Here is a 17,185-nt window from a genome sequence, read left to right on the forward strand (position 1 = left end):
TATTTACGAAGTCCCGGGAAAAAGCTTTGACCTGTACGAGCTTAACGCCCGGGTAGAAAGTTTTCTAACCAGGCAGATCTTTGCCGACCAGAAGATCAAGAACGTTCAGCTGGTTTGTGAGGAACTGCTTTCCAGCATTCTGCTCGACGCCTTTCCCAGTGCATGCATCGCACTTACCTTGGAGTATTCGGAGCTAACCACAGAGCTTACCGTACAGGCGGAGTTTGAAGGCCCGGCCTATGATCTGTTTGCCGCTGCCGCCGGTAGCATACCCCTTGCTATTATAGAGAACTTTGCAAAGAATATTTCTACAGCTTATGAAGACGGAATCAACAGAGTACAGCTTATTATGTGAAACCTTCCGGGCGAATTTGTGACGAGGGGATGTGTTCACCAGGGAGGAGACCAGGCCGGGCACCGCGCCCAGGTATTGATTCAGCCGGATAAATTTGACGGACTGGGTGTTGACGCTGGCATGATAGCCCGACCATTTTTCAAAATAGCCGTTTTCCGCGCCGCTGGCCTTAATGGTTTCGATCATTTCAATGCCGGAAACCGTAGCGGCGGAAAGCTTGTCCGCATCGCGCGTTTGCACCCGGGTAAGGTTGACGCGCTTATGGGATTAAGGCGTAAATAAAACAGCTGGCCATTTTATTTTTTGGGGGGGAGCCACATTAATTTAAAACCCAGCTTTGAGCTTGCCAACTGTATTTCAGGATCACCGGTAACTATTTTTGCATCGTTCATAGTAGCAGCAGCTATTGCAAAGGCAATTACCGTATATCTTTCCCAATATTGCTAAAAGTAATGAAGTTGCGCTAACAGCTTATTGCCCTGTGATCTTATTGTTTAGGCAGCAATCTATCTTTATTAAGGTGTAATAATCCGGAAGCTCCAATGCTGGTTTATCAAGCATGGAACGGTAATTCTTCGAACCAATCATCGGAACCCAAAATTTATCCATATTTGTGGTCAAATTATGGTCAAAATACAAAAAACACGGGCCTTGAGAACATGCTCAAAGCCCGATCTGTTCGATGGTGAGCCATCCAGGACTCGAACCTGGGACACCCTGATTAAAAGTCAGGTGCTCTACCTCCTGAGCTAATGGCCCTTAATAATATATGGCTGGGGTGGCTGGATTCGAACCAACGAATGACGGAGTCAAAGTCCGTTGCCTTACCGCTTGGCTACACCCCAACGGTACTGAGTATATCTAAGATACTACCGGGCTGTCAAGGGTAAAATGGGGTGGATGATGGGACTTGAACCCACGGCCCCCAGAGCCACAATCTGGTGCTCTAGCCGACTGAGCTACATCCACCATGTAAAGGCCGGACAATTTAAGTGGCGTCCCCGGAGGGATTCGAACCCCCGGCCCACGGCTTAGAAGGCCGTTGCTCTGTCCAGCTGAGCTACGGGGACATAAATATGGAGCGGGTAGAGGGAATCGAACCCTCGCAACCAGCTTGGAAGGCTGGGGCTCTACCACTGAGCTACACCCGCCCGCAAAGAGTATTATAACTTTTCTGTCAGACCATTTCAAGTGAGAAATTAGCCTTACGATATCCAATAATAATACTAAATATGCATCCTGGCAAGTAGAAAACTACATGAAATCACATATCTCGATATAAAACTGTATCCTAACGCCGAACAGAGAGCTGTGAAAAAGTATAAATTTATTCTCCGGCTTTGATAAGCAACTCGCCTCGTTATAATTGTAATGTAATGTTATGGAATAAATAGTAAGAAAAAAAAGGGGGTGTACTTGGAGCCATACAGCAAGGCCGTTGGACTATGGTAATCATACAAAATCGCGTCCGCCGAGGATTTAGATAAATATCTGGACAGCTTCCGCATCCTGTTGGCGTTTCATTCCAAGAGGATGGCTTTTGCATGAAAATCGAACGGGTTAAAGGCTGATGTAAAGGATTTGCAACTATTACAAAAGGATAATCTTCATTACCACCCCGGCTCCGTCAACTTCCATTTCTACCTTATCGCCAGCATTAAGACTATTGAATTGAATCTCACCACCGTTGGAAGAATAAACCTGCACCGTTTTATCCACTTCATAGACTTTATTCTTTTTTACGGTCAACTTATAATAATTGTCCAAGATAGTGAGCTTTTCCACCTCAGCCTTGACTTTTTTCAGGGCCGGCCGGGAGCTAAGCATTATTTCCAAAGGTATTTCATCATCTATTTCCCCGGGGTTGGGATCGAGATAAGTAACCTTTATAGCATCACCTCTTGAAACCCCACCTATAGCTCGTCCATCTTTGTCCACCATCCGGGCACGATCCCAGTAATTAAACCATTCCGGTTTACCGATTTGGGAGCTGGAGCCCTTTTTCGCCAGGGTTAGCCTGCGCCCGCTTAAATCTTGAATAGTACCGGAAATCGTTTTGGTTTCTAAAACCGTTACTTTTTGCACCTGCCCCTCTGCCAGCTGGGCAGTGACAAAAGTACCCGGCTTCAAAGAAGTAAAATCCTTAGCCTTGGCTTTACCCTCACTATCAATAAGCGCCCCCCAGGACAAGGGAAGCCGTCTTTCCTCGCAATTCAAATCCCTTAGTACCAGTACGCTGTCTAAACCTATTAAGACTGATTTGACGGTACCTGTTATCTTATCTTCAACAGCAATAAACTTCCTTTTTTCGATTATAGAGATGCAAGCGGCCTGCTTTTTCTGGTTCAACAAAACCTCCGCCCGGTAGTCTAAAGTATCACGCAACTGGCATTCTCCTGCTCCGGCAAAACACTGCAGGCCAGGATCGACCTTTACTTTTTTCACTCCGGAAAGAGAGCGTAGTTCTATCTCGCTTTTATTTTTATCTACAATGATTTTTTCTACCCAGCCTTCCAGTATCCTGGAAGCATCTGTCTTAACCCAGTTCTGTTCCATTAAACTGCTCAAAAGAGCCGCGGCCTCACTGCGTTTTAAACTGCGCTCAGGTTTAAAAGTGCCATCCTCGTAGCCTTTCATAATACCGGCCTGGGATAAAGCTATTATATATGGAATATATTCGGAGGAAGTGTTGTCTAGATCGGAAAAGGCATTCTGTCCGGAAGAGACGGAATCTGGAAGCGGCAATTGCAGAAGACGACAAAGTAAGGAAACTACCTGAAGCCGGGTAGCCGGGCGATCAGCCTGAAAGGAAGATATCCATTTATCATCTAGCAGTTCATTTTTAACCGCCGTATCCATATAGTTTTGTCCCCAGGGTACTTCCGGAGCTTTAAGCGGCCGGGGAGCTTCCTTTTTGCTTGTTTTGGCGGTAGTTTTTTCATTACCCAGACCTACGGCCCGCATAAATAAAACCAGGGCTTCCATTTGGCTGATTTCCTTTTCCGGCTGGAAGCTATTGTCAGGATAACCCTTAATGAAATCAAGCGTAGCTGCCCGGGTAACTACCGGTTTGGACCAATGCCCCTCCATATCACTAAAAGCCATAACTGAACTCACTGGTTGAATCATCAGAAATAAAACCAGCAAGTTTGCCATTATTGCTCTTTTCCACTTTGGCTTTTGCTTAAAAACAATTATATTTATCACCATTCCTTTCGCTAACGCTCAGGCACAAAACATGATGAAAGAATTTCTTTCAGACTTCACCTCATTATTTGTATTTGTCTTCTGCCGTACAAACAGCGATGATAAAAGTACTTCTCACTTTTCTTATTAACTTTCCTTAAAATTGTCCTTGATTTTATAAAGACTTCCTTTAGCGGTATGAACATAAATAAAGTTATCCGGCCCTATTAAAGGGGCTCTCTCCACCGCCCCATCCAGCTGGCGAAACCAGGCTAAACGCCCTGATGGCTTAACCGCAAACAGGTCGCCGTCACTGCTGCCTCCATAAATATAACCATTCTGGCTTACAGCCGGGGTGGATACCAGCTTGAGCAACGGGGTATCCCAAAGGACTTTGCCCTTTTCCGTATCAAGAGCATAAAGCTTATTGCCACCTGTAAAATACAGGGTTTTGGAATTACCCAGTACCGGCGCTGTTACCTGGTTAGCCACTGAGAAAGAATTGCTCCAGATGGGGGAATTGCCACTGCTATTCTTAAAACAGTAAACCTTTGCCTGGTTCAGTTTTCCTCCCTTGCTGCCCTGCGCTGCCTTCTTAAAATTCACGCTGGCATAGAGTTTTCCTTCATTATCTGCTAAAAGAAAAGCGGAGCTTATATCCCCCAACCAGTATTTCCACAGGTATTCCCCTTGGGCATTTATGGCCGCCAGTTTGTAATTGCCCGCCTTGTCCCCGAAAACAAGATAAAAAGCCTGCTCATCAGCAGTACAGGCCAAAAATGTTCTGGGATTAATTAACTTACTGGTTTTACCGTCTGAAGATTCCCAGGGTGAAAGCATCCAGACATAGTGTCCCACCGTATCGACCCCATAAAGGGCGTCAGGTAAGGGCAAGTATAATATGTTTCCTGGACCGCGGGCCAATAAGGGTGTTTTCTGTGCTTTCCCATCAGCATAGACGGAAAAATCCCAACCCAGAGCTCCGTTCAATTTGCCCTCCTGGATGACGGACCCGTTGGCGAAATAAACACCTCCGGCTTCGGTCAGAATCGGTTTTCCCAGCATGCCCTTCCCTTTGCCCTGCATCTCCCATATCAGTTTCCCTTCGGGATTAACGCAATTCAATTTATTGTTAGAGGGAAAAAGCAGGTTGCCATTGGGAGCAAAGATGATATCTGAACTTAATTTACCTAACCCTGACAGCTTCCACAACAACTGGCCCGGCTGCCCGGCCTCTTTAGCCGCAGGAAATTGTTCCAGCTTGCTGGCTGCTTCACCGCTTGCCGGGAAAGCCAGCAACAGGAAAAATACCACGAATAAGGCAATTCCTATCCTGTTATAAAATCCCCTTATCAACTCTTTATTCTCCACCTTATTTACCCCCATGCCTACTATATCCAGCCGTGCTTCCTGGCCGCAAAGCGAAGACTGTCCCGGAAATCAGGGTGGGCTATAGCAATAAGCCGCTTCGCCCGCTCGCTTATGCTCTGCCAGCGGAGATTGGCCACCCCGTATTCGGTCACTACATATTGCACTTCGTTGCGGGAGGTAGAGACTACGGTTCCCTCAGGTAGAACGGGCACTATTCGCGAACCTATTCTCCCATCCTTGCCTTTGTAGGTTGAGTTTAAAGATAATATGCTTTTCCCTCCCGGAGATAGTCCCGCTCCGCGTACAAAATCCACCTGTCCCCCGGTACCGCTATATTGGAAAGAACCTATCGATTCGGAAGCTGCCTGCCCGGTAAGATCCATCATTAAACTATTGTTGACCGAAATCAGACCGTGGTTACGAGCAATTACCTGCGGGTCATTAATATAGTCAACCTCACGGAAGCAGAAGTTTTCATTATGATCAATATATTTCCAAAGCTCCCGGTTACCTACAGCAAAGCAACCCAGAGCTTTACCCGGGTAAAAATTCTTCCGGGAGTTGTTTATTACCCCCAGTTTCATAAGTTGCATCATCGAATTAGATATTACTTCGGCATGAAGCCCCAAATCCTTTTTTTCTTTTAATAAATGTCCTACAGCATTCGCCAGGCCCCCCAGTCCCAGTTGAATGGTACTGCCATCAGGAATCATATCCGCTACGAAAGCAGCTATCTGACTTTCGTTTTCGCTTATAGGAATATCATTTATTTCTTCCATCTCAAAGGGGTTTTCAATTATATAATCGACTTCAGATACATGAAGCTTGAAATCATCACCACATAACCAGGGCGTATTAGGATTAACCTCAACAATAACTGTTTTAGCATTTTCAAGACTTCGCCGGTGACATAGACCAGCATAACAGGAACGGTTCATATAACCGTTTTCGTCCGGCGGAGTCACCGCATGGGCTGCAACATTAGGTCCTCTGTTATCCAACCACGCAGGCAACTTGTGTAGATGAATGGGCACATAAGTCGCCAGTCCCATTTGAATGCATTTTCTTTCTGTAAGCCCAACAAAAGAAGTTTCTATATGAATATGTTCTTTGAATTGAGGCTGCATGAATTCATAATTACAAAGAGAAAAGCCCTGGAGAAGAGTAATATTGAATAACTCCCGGGCTCGCTTGCTTAGCGCTGTTGCAAAACCTTTGGGGATGGATGTCCCTCCCGCCATAGCAATTATGTCATTGTTTTTTATCAAGGCAGCAGCATCTTCCGCTGAGCAAAGCTTTTGCCGGTAGTCTTCCCGCCAGGAACCAGCATGAGATAATTTCTTCACAACTGTCACATTCATTCCTCCGTTTCTTGCTACAAAAAATATTACTAATGTTGTAGAAATTTAACTCTCAATAAATAGTATACACCAGTAAGGAAAAAATGGGGGTTAATGTAGATGTGGCGGAATTGGCAGATGCAGAATGCTTAGAACAGTATAAATTTGGAGATATATACTTAAAAATAACTTATGTATCAAGCTTTCAGCCGGGTCTTTGACACTTGAATAAAAACGAGGAAGCAAGGAAGCCTTTGAAATAGGGGCTTTCTTTATTTTTTTCTGTCAAATTTTCATAAATATTATTGAGTAATATTGAGTAATGTGAGATAATTAGAGGGAAAGGAGGCATTAATATGCGGCTGTCAATTTCCAAGTCTAAGAACTCCACTTCCCTTTATGTCATTAAATCCACCTACGAAAACGGTATCCATTCTTCTAAAGTCGTTGAAAGTCTCGGCACGGTCGAGGAGCTTAATAAAAAGCTGGATGGCAGGGATCCTATCGAGTGGGCCAAGGAGTATATCGCAAAGCTTAACGAGAAGGAAAAGCTGAACAAACGCGAAGTCCTGGTCAAGTATTCCCCGGTCAAGATTATCGACAAAGGCCAGCAGCGCTTATTCAACGGCGGGTACCTTTTTTTGCAGAAGATATATCACGAACTGAAGCTTGATAAAATGTGCTGGGCTATCGCTAAGAAGTACAATTTCTCTTACGACCTGAATTCCATCCTATCCAGGCTTGTCTACGCGAGGGTTATCTACCCTTCCTCCAAGCTTTCTACCTACCAACTTTCATCAAGGTTCATGGAGCAGCCCTCGTTTGACCTCCACCAAATCTACCGTGCGTTGGAGATAATAGCCAAAGAGGCTGACTCTATTCAGGCGTCCCTTTATTCCAACAGCCTGGCAGTATCAAAGAGGAACACCCGGGTGCTGTACTACGACTGCACCAATTACTTCTTCGAAATAGAGCAGGAGTCAGGCATCAAGCAATACGGCTACTCCAAAGAGCATCGCCCCAACCCCATTGTCCAGATGGGGCTTTTCATGGATGGGGACGGGGTGCCCCTGGCTGTATATATCGGCAAAGGCAATACTAACGAGCAGCTGACTCTAAAGCCGCTGGAGAAGAAAATACTGTCTGACTTTAATTGCTCCAAGTTCATCGTCTGCACCGATGCCGGGCTCGCCTCCAATAGCAACCGGCAGTTCAACAACCAGGGCGAGCGAGCTTTTATCACTACGCAATCGATCAAGAAACTGAAGAAGCACCTAAAGGAATGGGCATTGAGCCCTGAGGGCTGGCACCTCCCGGACGACAGCTCCATATACAGTCTGGACAAGATTGATGAGAAAAAAGACCTGGAAAAGATTTTTTACAAGGAACGCTGGATTGTGGAGGATGGGCTGGAGCAGAAGCTTATTGTGTCTTTTTCGCTCAAGTACCAAAACTACCAGCGTAAGGTCAGGAACGCCCAAATTGAGCGTGCCCGCAAAGTCCTTGATACGAATTTGGGCAAGTTGAAGAAGGTGAACCAAAACGACTACAAGCGTTTTATCAAGAAAACCAGCATCACCCCAGAGGGGGAGGTCGCCAGCAAGGCGGTATATGAAATCGATAATTCTGTCATCCAGAAAGAGGAGGCTTTTGATGGCTTCTACGCGGTCTGCACCAACCTTGACGGCGACACCGCTGCCCTCCTTACGGTAAACAGGAGGCGTTGGCGGATCGAGGAATGCTTCAGAATCATGAAAAGCGAGTTTAGGGCTAGGCCGGTATACCTCAGCCGCGACGACAGGATAACGGCGCATTTCATTACATGTTTTATCGCGCTGGTGGTCTACCGACTCTTGGAGAAGAAGCTGGGCGAGCAGTACACGTGCAGCGAGATCGTTCAGGGGCTGCGGGACATGAATTTCTATGAGGTCAAGGGGGAGGGGTTCGTCCCCACCTATATGAGAACGGACTTCACCGACAGCCTTCATGATGCTTTTGGCTTCCGTACTGACTACCAGATACTCACCATGCGACAGATGAAAAATATTTTTAAAGCTACTAAGTCTTAGACAAATATTACTCACTTTTAATTAATGCATAAAGAGCTCGCAAACTCCTTACTTTAGGGGTTTGCGAGCTCTTTTCTCTTCTCTAAGTGTCAAAGACGGGAGTATACACCAGTAAGGAAAAAATGGGGGTTAATGTAGATGTGGCGGAATTGGCAGATGCAGAATGCTTAGAACAGTATAAATTTGGAGATATATACTTAAAAATAACTTATGTATCAAGCTTTCAGCCTACTAATAATATATTCATTCATCCGATTGTAACTATTCCATACATTCTCCAAAGTATTAAAGTACTGGGGATAAGTGATTTTAAACATCCATTGCATATCCTTAACTAATGATGCACTTGAGATACCAACCAATTGCATGAACTGTTTCTCCTTAACCGCAACTATATTATGGGCAGCGGGATTCCTAATCTTTTCCTCCACACTTCGCATATACTGCGCCTTCAATAAAACCTTTTCATTAGGAAATCTTCCCCCTGGCCTGCAATCAAATTCAATCATCGGTAATAGGGTAGAACAGGACAAATCACTATCTCTAAAACCATTGGGAAACCTTAAATCATAATAGCATAACAACGAAGGATCTTTCTCCGCCAGTTTGTCGCGTTTTAACCAGTAGTGGTCGGGTTCATGCCGCTTATTTACACAATAATCCAACTTGACCTGCCGCTGGCACTTTTCCCGTAAAAAGCACTCAAACAATCTGCTTAAAGCCGGCGAAATGCCACGTACAAAATCCATCAACTGGCCGGAATTTTGTTGCAAATCCAGTAAAAGCAAATATTCAAACAGTTCCTGAGCATCACCCGACTTAACTGGAAAGAGATCATAATTAGCCAGGCGACTTCTTTTTTTGGCCTCACGCAAATCCATATTTTTGCGATGTTGAGCGGCCATTAATAAATGAATAACATCCTCTGGCACAAATTCTGCAACCGATGCAAGAATAGCCAGAGCCGAAGAATAGTTAAAAGCATTAATATTGCTTATGGCTGCTTCCCGCAAAAAAAGGTAGCGAAGGTTGTCCGATTCTACCAGTTGCGTTCTATTATTAGTCCCCAACTCCGGATCATTATCGAGATTGTTTTTCCAGCTAGTCTCCAAGTCATAATTAGCGGAACCGTAATTTTCACTTTCGTTAGGAGTAGTCACCTGAATAGGAATAACGGGAAATGGTGTTGTTAAGGCTAGCAAATGGCAGGCTGATTTCATTTGCGGTGTTCCCGAAGATAGATTAATTAGTATCTCACAACCAGGATTTGCGTTATGTATATCTATAAGCTCTTTTTCAAAAACAGGATAAAAAATGTCAAATTGTTGGGGGTTATCAATTTCTTCATAACGCAGTTCAATTATTTCACAATCGTAACTTTCTTTTTTACATAGTTCCATAGCATGGACGCGGTAACGATCATTCTGGTCAGCCAACTCGCATACCCGCTTGGTCATAAATAAATACACCTTTTGTGGTTTATAATGACGCATGATATGTAATAATGGTCCATCATAATCATTTTTTATTGGGTCGGTCATCCCCAAAGTACTAAATGAGACTTTTGCATAACTCAAAAAAATCCGTATAGCAAAAGCAAATATTTGAGTAACACAGCGCCACCGCTTTACAGTAAATTACAGTTAGTCAATCTAGTTACATTCGTTAATAAATAATTTCAGTAATTGGGCATACTCCTCCCTTTAAAGGGATAGTTCTTAAAAAACTGATAAAATATTATGCTGCTGATGATCTAGTACTGCTGTCTTGGTTTATTGCTATTACAGCTGCAATCATAGTTATAGCGCAGAGATAAGCGTGGGTTTCAACCTTAGTTATTTTTCTAACGTTTAGCCCGTCTTCTAAACCCAAGTTTTCCTTAAAACGGCTGAAACAGCGTTCTGAGTAGGTTCTCAAATTATATTGCTTCTGCCAGTTAGCAGAGCCCCGGTGGGGACTTGAAAATAACCTGGGATCGTCTTTAACTTTAGTTTTTACCACCATTCCATAGTTGCTATCAGAACACCAGGCGGAGCCAAAAGGACAGTCGCATTTACCCATAATATGAGGACATCTAAACTTGTTTACTCCCTGATAGGAACCCCAGTACACCATCCGATACCTAGCAGAACAGATGGGAGTTCCATCCCAATCAAAACCTTCTGGAGGTTGTTTAGCACCCCGCTTATTCAGGGCAATGATAGCTTGGGCGTGGTATTTATCTCTGATTACAGAATATATTTCACGGTGGTCATAGCCAGCATCCATCAGGAAGTAAACTATTTTGGACTGAGTATTGGCACAACATTTCTCAACCAACTCCAAAGCTACACTGGAATCAGAACAATTGGCCGGCGTTACCTTCATTGCTATGGGAAGCCCGGACCTTACATCGGTGCCAATATGGAGCTTGTAGCCAAACCACTTGATAGGGTTGCCGTTGGTATCACTCTTAATACCCCAATCAGCGGCATTACCATCCTGGATGATATTCTTGCGGGGAACGGACTTTTCATAAGCTTCTACCTTGGTAGCGTCAATTGCTACTGAACTAAGATCAAGAAGGCCCATTTCCTCTGCTTGTTTAACCAGGGAAGTAAACAATGTTTCTAAACAACCGCTCTGAGCAAGTTTTGAATAAAACCGGCTAAAACATGATTTGCTAGGCGCGGTACCAAATGGTTCAAAACCGCAAACATACCGTAGATGAGGATCATAAGTAAGTCGTTCAACCAGTTGAGTAAAGGTACCCATGTTCTCTAGTCTCATAGCTATCAGGGCATTTAACATCGCATAGGCTGGGTATGGTTTTGGTCCAACTCTTATCTCGCCAGGTTTATCTAATTTGCAAAGAACTGGTTTTAGATCAAGGGTGTTAATTATTTTCTCAAGCCTTGATTTCGGTTGTATTTTTAATGCGTCTTCAAAGGAGAAAATACAGTTCTGTCGAATATTCATAAGTGACTTCGCCTCCTACGGGTTATTTGTTTTGTCACTTATTAATTCGGCAAAATGGGGGTGAAGTCCTTTTTCTGTACGACTCAAACCCCATTATTTTGGGTCTTAACTAATGTGCAAAAGTCTCAAATAATATCTTGGGCAAAACATTCACCTCTTTATTTATCAAAATTGATTTTCCTACATATCAACGAAACTATAGAATTACCACTTCCTCCTCTTCAAGCAACTCAACTGTTCCCCAGGCTCTGATGTCAGCATTGCTAGTCAATTTGTACACCCTGACTTGATCTTCTTTATCTATTAATTTGGGTATCCCTTTAAGCAACTTTTGATATTTCGCATCAGGCAAAATACATTCAAAGGCTGATTTTTGTACACGCACTCCAAATCCCTTCAAGTACTTGGCAAAGGCTGCACGACGGCGATTATCCACAATATCATAAATTACTACAACCAAGTATTTTCGCCTCTCTTCCGCTATAAATTCATCAAAGAGGAAAATTCGATTCGTACTATGAATCATCTGATCACCACCGGTTGATATATACTTGGATCTCCTTCTTCAATAGCTTTAGCCAAACGTTGACACTGCATTTCCATAGCTCTCCGAAAACTTACAGAATAATCAACATAAGCAAGGTAATTAGATCGACCACGTACCTTTTTTTCATATTCAGCGATAAAGGCCTTGGAACCGATACCATCTAAATATACCCCACCCTCCTCATTGGGCTTCTCAAAGTTTTCTCGCTTAATTATTCCTTTACTTGTAACATAAAGTGCTAATGAGTCCGCTAAAATCGCTCGCCATTCTTCCATTAAGTCCGAGCATAAGGCTGGATGTCCTCTTCTAATGCTATGCAGAAAGCTGGCATAAGGATTTAATCCCCGATTTACTGCAGCAGTATATAAATCATACATTAATAGAGTATACGCAAAACTCAAAAGGGAATTAAAAGGATCTCGGGGAGGCTGTCTGTTTCTTCCCGAAAAAGCAAAATCAGGCTCAACTAATTCAGCTAAACCTTGATAATAATACCGAGCCGCCATTCCCTCATGTCCCATCAATTCGTCCTTATTGTGAACTCGCTCCATTATAGGTAATAGCTTGGCCATAGCATCAATAATTTTCTGCACTGATTTTTCAGGCCGGTTTCTTCGATAACGGCGCAAAATGGTAATCTGGTTTTTCACTTTGGCCAGAATTATCCTTTTGGCCAAAGCCAGGCAAAATTCATCATCCTCGCCACAAGCAAATTGCTTTCTTTGCCGATAAATATTAACATTTCGCGTGGATTCCAGACGTCCATAAAATTTTCCTCGGCTCGAAAGCCAGGTTAGATTGATGTCTCTTTCCATAAATTGCTTTACACAATTGGAACTAAGTGAAGCATCACCGAAGATTATTACATTCTCCACTCCCTCAATTGGCAAGATACGTTTCAGATTTTCCTTTTTGCTTTCCACCACAACACAATTTTCCTGTACTCCAATTTTTGCAGACCGCTCATAAACATATAGAAAACTCAATATCATCACCTCCCAAAATAAACTTGAGTTTCCGTCCCCTTAAAGGGGTCCTTCGTTTTTAATCCGCTAATGAAACAATTCAATAGCCCAGCAATCGTTGGTTTCCGTCCCCTTAAAGGGGTCCTTCGTTTTTAATCAATGCCTTGAAAGAAGCATATGCCGTATGCAACATAGTGTTTCCGTCCCCTTAAAGGGGTCCTTCGTTTTTAATGTTGAAAGGTTTAAAGCTCTGAAGGCAGAATCCAGAGGGTTTCCGCCCCCTTAAAGGGGTCCTTCGTTTTTAATACCAGATAGTACAGCAGATAGTCAATCACTGCCGCTGGTTTCCGTCCCCTTAAAGGGGTCCTTCGTTTTTAATGTATTACAAGGAATTCGAATGTACTACAAAGAATTGCGCGTTTCCGTCCCCTTAAAGGGGTCCTTCGTTTTTAATGTAGTTTGTCTTTGGATCATCCACTCCAGCGGAATGCAGTTTCCGTCCCCTTAAAGGGGTCCTTCGTTTTTAATTCCATGTACCTGATAACATATTTGACCTTCATATCTTGTTTCCGTCCCCTTAAAGGGGTCCTTCGTTTTTAATGGAACTTTGTCCTTGAATCATCCCCTCCAGCGGAGTTTCCGTCCCCTTAAAGGGGTCCTTCGTTTTTAATCCAGAAGGGCGAGAGGGAAACGAAGGAGAAAGGGAGTTTCCGTCCCCTTAAAGGGGTCCTTCGTTTTTAATGTAGAATAACCAGTTTCGAAAAAACCCAAGAGGCGTTAGTTTCCGTCCCCTTAAAGGGGTCCTTCGTTTTTAATCCTACTCATTGTCCTGATTGTGGAAGTAAATTAAGGTTTCCGTCCCCTTAAAGGGGTCCTTCGTTTTTAATTTAATAACTTGTATAGCAGATGACCTCCTGTTATAAATGTTTCCGTCCCCTTAAAGGGGTCCTTCGTTTTTAATGTTTTTGTAAAAATAGTCATAGATAAAGCTAATAAAGTTTCCGTCCCCTTAAAGGGGTCCTTCGTTTTTAATGATTACCATGTCGACGATAGCTATAAAAAACTATATGGTTTCCGTCCCCTTAAAGGGGTCCTTCGTTTTTAATTTCATCAAATATTATCTAATAAAGAATTAATAAAGGTTTCCGTCCCCTTAAAGGGGTCCTTCGTTTTTAATTTAATAAGGAGCATTCCTGTAATGCTTAAGAACGGTCTTTGAAAAAAGAGACGCCCATCAATACAATTGAATTGTGCTGATCCCCACAGAAAGGCACAAAACAAAAGATTGAGGAGGCGTCCCTATATGAAAAATACACAAAATCAAAAGATTTCGCAAATCAAATTTGAGACTCTGGTCGTTGGAATTGACATTGGCAAAGAGACCCACTACGCAAGAGCCTTTGATTACAGAGGGATGGAGCTAGCCAGGCTGCTGAAATTTAGCAACACAGACCAAGGATTTGAGCGATTGGGTCAGTGGATGCGTGATATATGCAAGCAGCAAGAAAAGACGGGTATCATCGTCGGCTTCGAACCCACAGGACATTATTGGTTTACGCTAGGGGATCATCTCAAACGCCAAGGCCATAAACTGGCCATAGTCAATCCGTTCCACGTCAAACGAACGAAGGAACTGGATGACAATAGCCCTACCAAGAACGATCGTAAAGACCCGAAAACAATCGCCATGTTGGTGAAAGATGGGCGTTATCGGGAAGTGTACATACCCGACGACATCTATCAAGAGCTAAGAGAAGCGGTATCAGAACGGGAACGATTGCAGGAGCAATTGACTTCTATCTACAATCGGGTCGTTAGGTGGCTAGATATCCGGTTTCCTGAGTTCACAACAGTCTTCAAGGACTGGAGAAGAAATGCATCATTGATAACTCTCAGAAGCTTTCCAACACCAGAGAAGGTTATGGAAATGGGTGTTGATAAGATTGTAGAGACGTGGAGAAAGCAAATGAAGCGCGCCAGCCTAAAACGTGCAGAAAGACTGGTAAAGGTGGCAAGTAGAAGTGTAGGTCGAACTAGCGGGAAAGTGGCCTCCGAGGTTAGTTTGCAAAACCTGCTAGCAGAATATGACCTGTACTGTCAGCAATACGACAAGCTGGAACAACTCATGCAAGAACTGCTGATGCAAGTGCCTAATGCTGACAAACTCCTGGATATCAAAGGAGTCGGCCTAATCACAGCAGCCACCTTTGTCGGCGAAGTAGGCGATATCAGTAGGTTCCAAGATCCTAGACAGATACAGAAGCTGGCTGGACTCAATCTGGTAGAGAACAGTTCTGGTAAACACAAGGGAAGAACCACTATCAGTCGCAGAGGTAGAAGACGACTGAGGCACAGCTTATTCTTTTCCATGATCGCCATACTGGGAAAAAACCAAGAGTTTCGGCTACTTCACCAAAGAAACCTAATGCGGGAGAATAATCCGCTTAACAAGATGCAGTCCATCATCGCCCTTTGCGGTAAGCTGATCCGGGTTTTCTATGCAATACTAATCAAAGGCGTCGATTACAGCCCAGAGAAGATGCTGGGGGATATGGAACAATCAATTAGAGTAGCCGCCTAGAATGGCAATAGAGACTTTACCATAACGATTGTTTATAACATTCATTGCCAGCGTAAGAATGGCTACTCACAGCCACTCAGTAAGCAGTGATGAACAAAGCTTCAAGAATCAAAATCACGATAAAAACGGGAGCCGGGACAGTCAGGTTGAATTTTACCATGAGGGCAATGACCCCGTTTAGGAGCATGACTGACGTTCCACCTCTTGGATAGGCAGAACGAAGGAATTAAGGGCTTTAGACCCAGGAAGACATGGGAGGGTTGCTGCCAGGAGATGGTGTGGAATCCCCACTGGCCACAATACAAGAAACTAAGCGGCTTAACGGAGCGTACTCACCATCATCCATAATTACACAAAGATGTAACAAACAAGAGATGGGCTGTCCGTAATGAAAATGAAATTGTGAGAAAACGAGCGATATTTGAAGTAAGGCTTAGTTTATTAAGGGAGGGATACTATTGATGGATTGGTTAAAGTTTCCGTCCCCTTAAAGGGGTCCTTCGTTTTTAATCCAAATGAACGACCCTATTAATGTGGCGTTGCAGGTTTCCGTCCCCTTAAAGGGGTCCTTCGTTTTTAATGGGCAGATAGTCAACCACTACGGTTACAGCAGAGTATACCGTTTCCGTCCCCTTAAAGGGGTCCTTCGTTTTTAATTCAGGGTGTTTGATGATGAACTGCAGCAAAAGATGTTTCCGTCCCCTTAAAGGGGTCCTTCGTTTTTAATCCTGTCGTGGCTATACCTCATTATGACTGCTTTAAAAAGACAGTTTGCGGAGCTAAAACTGATTGTGCCATTTAATCCCATATATCATCCAACCCCTAATAGCCAGTTAGGCTCTTTCGTTACATTGCTTCGATTCTCTTCCAATTCCTGCTTGCGGCGCATAAGATATAGTTTATTAGCGATGCAAAACAGCAAATCTACGCTAATGCCCTAATTTTTACACCACCCATACCCAGGGCAGTTTTTATTCCCAATCCGCTATACTCAGCGAATGAAAGCAAAGCACCTGCCAATCGAGCCAGTTGTTCGGTACCACTAATGACCACTGTTATTCTGCCCATATACCCAGTAATTTTAGTTCTTTCCAGGTAAAAAACAGCCGAATGCAAAGAATAACGAACAATGTGAATATGTTTGGCTATTTGCTCCATGGCTTCGGGAGCATCCAAAGATACATCCTGCATAAAAGCGCAATAACGATTATTAAGGCTTTTTACAATCAACTCCGGGGTGGGAAATAATACATATGATCCATCCTGTTTATGGGTACACGGTGTCAGAAACTCTATCTCATAACGGCGACAGGGATTTTCCGTAGCAAAATAATGGTTGAAATACTCGTATTCATTCTGGCTGGATCTCTTAACTCCTGTAACTTCCAGGGTTGTGGCTTTATGCTGCAATTCTATCTGCACCAAAGGCAAAACCGCCTGTATAATATGATTAGCTATTTCTGCGTCCCATAAGCCGATATTCCAGGTCAACTCTTGATTCGAGCTGGATAAAACATATTGGGAAAAAGGACGTAAGTGATTTTCGTGAAGCATTTCCGCTATATCGGACGGCAATGATTTAACCAGGATTCCATGGAAAAGTGAGCCCCAATTATAGCTGGCCCTCTGCTCTCCACCATATTTGCACTGTAAAATTATTTTTTGTAACATCATTTGCTTTCTTTTCCCCCAAGGGTTATTTTTAAACATCGGAAGAAACTACGGAGCAGTTTTAACACACCGCGGCAACCAGGCGAGGGATTAGAACTCGCCGTTTGTTTTGTGAATAGGAACTCGACCGCTTAAAAAAGCG

12 protein-coding genes, 5 tRNA genes and 1 CRISPR repeat array are annotated in these 17,185 nt (G+C 43.6%); of the genes, 3 read left to right on the forward strand and 14 right to left on the reverse strand.

Features of this window, described 5'->3' with window-relative positions; genetic code table 11:
- Positions 1-193 precede the first annotated feature (193 nt).
- From SWOL_RS14925 to SWOL_RS09030, 9 genes are all read right to left on the reverse strand, one after another.
- Entirely contained in the window at positions 194-595 is a 402-nt protein-coding gene (locus tag SWOL_RS14925; RefSeq protein WP_011641136.1) for a 6TM ABC transporter family protein, read from the reverse strand.
- Between the two features lie 443 nt (positions 596-1,038).
- Positions 1,039-1,114, reverse strand: a tRNA-Lys gene (locus SWOL_RS08995).
- Between the two features lie 11 nt (positions 1,115-1,125).
- Positions 1,126-1,200, reverse strand: a tRNA-Gln gene (locus SWOL_RS09000).
- 47 nt (positions 1,201-1,247) lie between these two features.
- Positions 1,248-1,324, reverse strand: a tRNA-His gene (locus SWOL_RS09005).
- Between the two features lie 24 nt (positions 1,325-1,348).
- Positions 1,349-1,425: transfer RNA gene (locus tag SWOL_RS09010), tRNA-Arg, on the reverse strand.
- A 7-nt stretch (positions 1,426-1,432) separates the two neighbouring features.
- Positions 1,433-1,506 (reverse strand) — tRNA-Gly (locus tag SWOL_RS09015).
- A 439-nt stretch (positions 1,507-1,945) separates the two neighbouring features.
- Positions 1,946-3,484 carry an S-layer homology domain-containing protein gene (locus tag SWOL_RS09020; RefSeq protein ID WP_207635282.1) on the reverse strand — a complete coding sequence of 513 codons (1,539 nt, stop codon included), beginning with the start codon at positions 3,482-3,484 and terminating at the stop codon, positions 1,946-1,948.
- A 204-nt stretch (positions 3,485-3,688) separates the two neighbouring features.
- Complete coding sequence (locus SWOL_RS09025) at positions 3,689-4,912, reverse strand: outer membrane protein assembly factor BamB family protein (RefSeq protein ID WP_011641138.1); 1,224 nt, start codon at positions 4,910-4,912, stop codon at positions 3,689-3,691.
- A gap of 20 nt (positions 4,913-4,932) precedes the next feature.
- On the reverse strand, positions 4,933-6,267 hold the full coding sequence (locus tag SWOL_RS09030; protein WP_011641139.1) for an acetyl-CoA hydrolase/transferase family protein: 1,335 nt from the start codon (positions 6,265-6,267) through the stop codon (positions 4,933-4,935).
- 341 nt (positions 6,268-6,608) lie between these two features.
- On the opposite strand from SWOL_RS09030, the gene SWOL_RS09035 reads away from it, so the two are divergent.
- The gene (locus tag SWOL_RS09035) at positions 6,609-8,321 is read left to right on the forward strand and encodes an IS1634 family transposase (RefSeq protein ID WP_011641140.1); all 1,713 of its coding nucleotides are present in this window, start codon (positions 6,609-6,611) and stop codon (positions 8,319-8,321) included.
- Between the two features lie 215 nt (positions 8,322-8,536).
- Here SWOL_RS09035 and csm6 read toward each other — a convergent pair whose 3' ends face one another.
- From csm6 to cas1, 4 genes are all read right to left on the reverse strand, one after another.
- A complete protein-coding gene (gene csm6 / locus SWOL_RS09040; protein WP_423218528.1) occupies positions 8,537-9,898 on the reverse strand; it encodes a type III-A CRISPR-associated CARF protein Csm6 in 1,362 nt (453 codons plus the stop codon).
- Between the two features lie 160 nt (positions 9,899-10,058).
- Positions 10,059-11,279: a transposase gene (locus tag SWOL_RS09045; RefSeq protein ID WP_011639960.1), complete on the reverse strand. Its 1,221-nt coding sequence runs from the start codon at positions 11,277-11,279 to the stop codon at positions 10,059-10,061.
- Between the two features lie 196 nt (positions 11,280-11,475).
- Positions 11,476-11,805, reverse strand: a complete 330-nt coding sequence (gene cas2 / locus SWOL_RS09050; protein ID WP_011641142.1) for a CRISPR-associated endonuclease Cas2 — start codon at positions 11,803-11,805, stop codon at positions 11,476-11,478.
- Positions 11,802-12,812 (reverse strand): CRISPR-associated endonuclease Cas1, encoded by a 1,011-nt coding sequence (gene cas1, locus SWOL_RS09055; protein WP_011641143.1) that lies wholly within the window; start codon positions 12,810-12,812, stop codon positions 11,802-11,804. The genes cas2 and cas1 overlap by 4 nt, the downstream gene beginning before the upstream one ends.
- 27 nt (positions 12,813-12,839) lie before the next feature.
- Positions 12,840-13,968: direct repeats of the CRISPR family, unit length 36 nt; unit sequence GTTTCCGTCCCCTTAAAGGGGTCCTTCGTTTTTAAT.
- A gap of 126 nt (positions 13,969-14,094) precedes the next feature.
- Between cas1 and SWOL_RS09060 the strand changes: the two genes are divergently transcribed.
- Both SWOL_RS09060 and SWOL_RS14745 read left to right on the forward strand, forming a co-directional pair.
- Positions 14,095-15,372 (forward strand): IS110 family RNA-guided transposase, encoded by a 1,278-nt coding sequence (locus tag SWOL_RS09060; protein ID WP_011641144.1) that lies wholly within the window; start codon positions 14,095-14,097, stop codon positions 15,370-15,372.
- Positions 15,373-15,400: 28 nt separating this feature from the next.
- Positions 15,401-15,553 carry a hypothetical protein gene (locus SWOL_RS14745; protein WP_155814122.1) on the forward strand — a complete coding sequence of 51 codons (153 nt, stop codon included), beginning with the start codon at positions 15,401-15,403 and terminating at the stop codon, positions 15,551-15,553.
- A 743-nt stretch (positions 15,554-16,296) separates the two neighbouring features.
- Here SWOL_RS14745 and cas6 read toward each other — a convergent pair.
- The gene (cas6, locus tag SWOL_RS09065) at positions 16,297-17,046 is read right to left on the reverse strand and encodes a CRISPR-associated endoribonuclease Cas6 (RefSeq protein ID WP_011641145.1); all 750 of its coding nucleotides are present in this window, start codon (positions 17,044-17,046) and stop codon (positions 16,297-16,299) included.
- Positions 17,047-17,185: the final 139 nt, after the last annotated feature.

This window comes from Syntrophomonas wolfei subsp. wolfei str. Goettingen G311, from assembly GCF_000014725.1.
Taxonomy (GTDB): Bacteria; Bacillota; Syntrophomonadia; order Syntrophomonadales; family Syntrophomonadaceae; genus Syntrophomonas; species Syntrophomonas wolfei.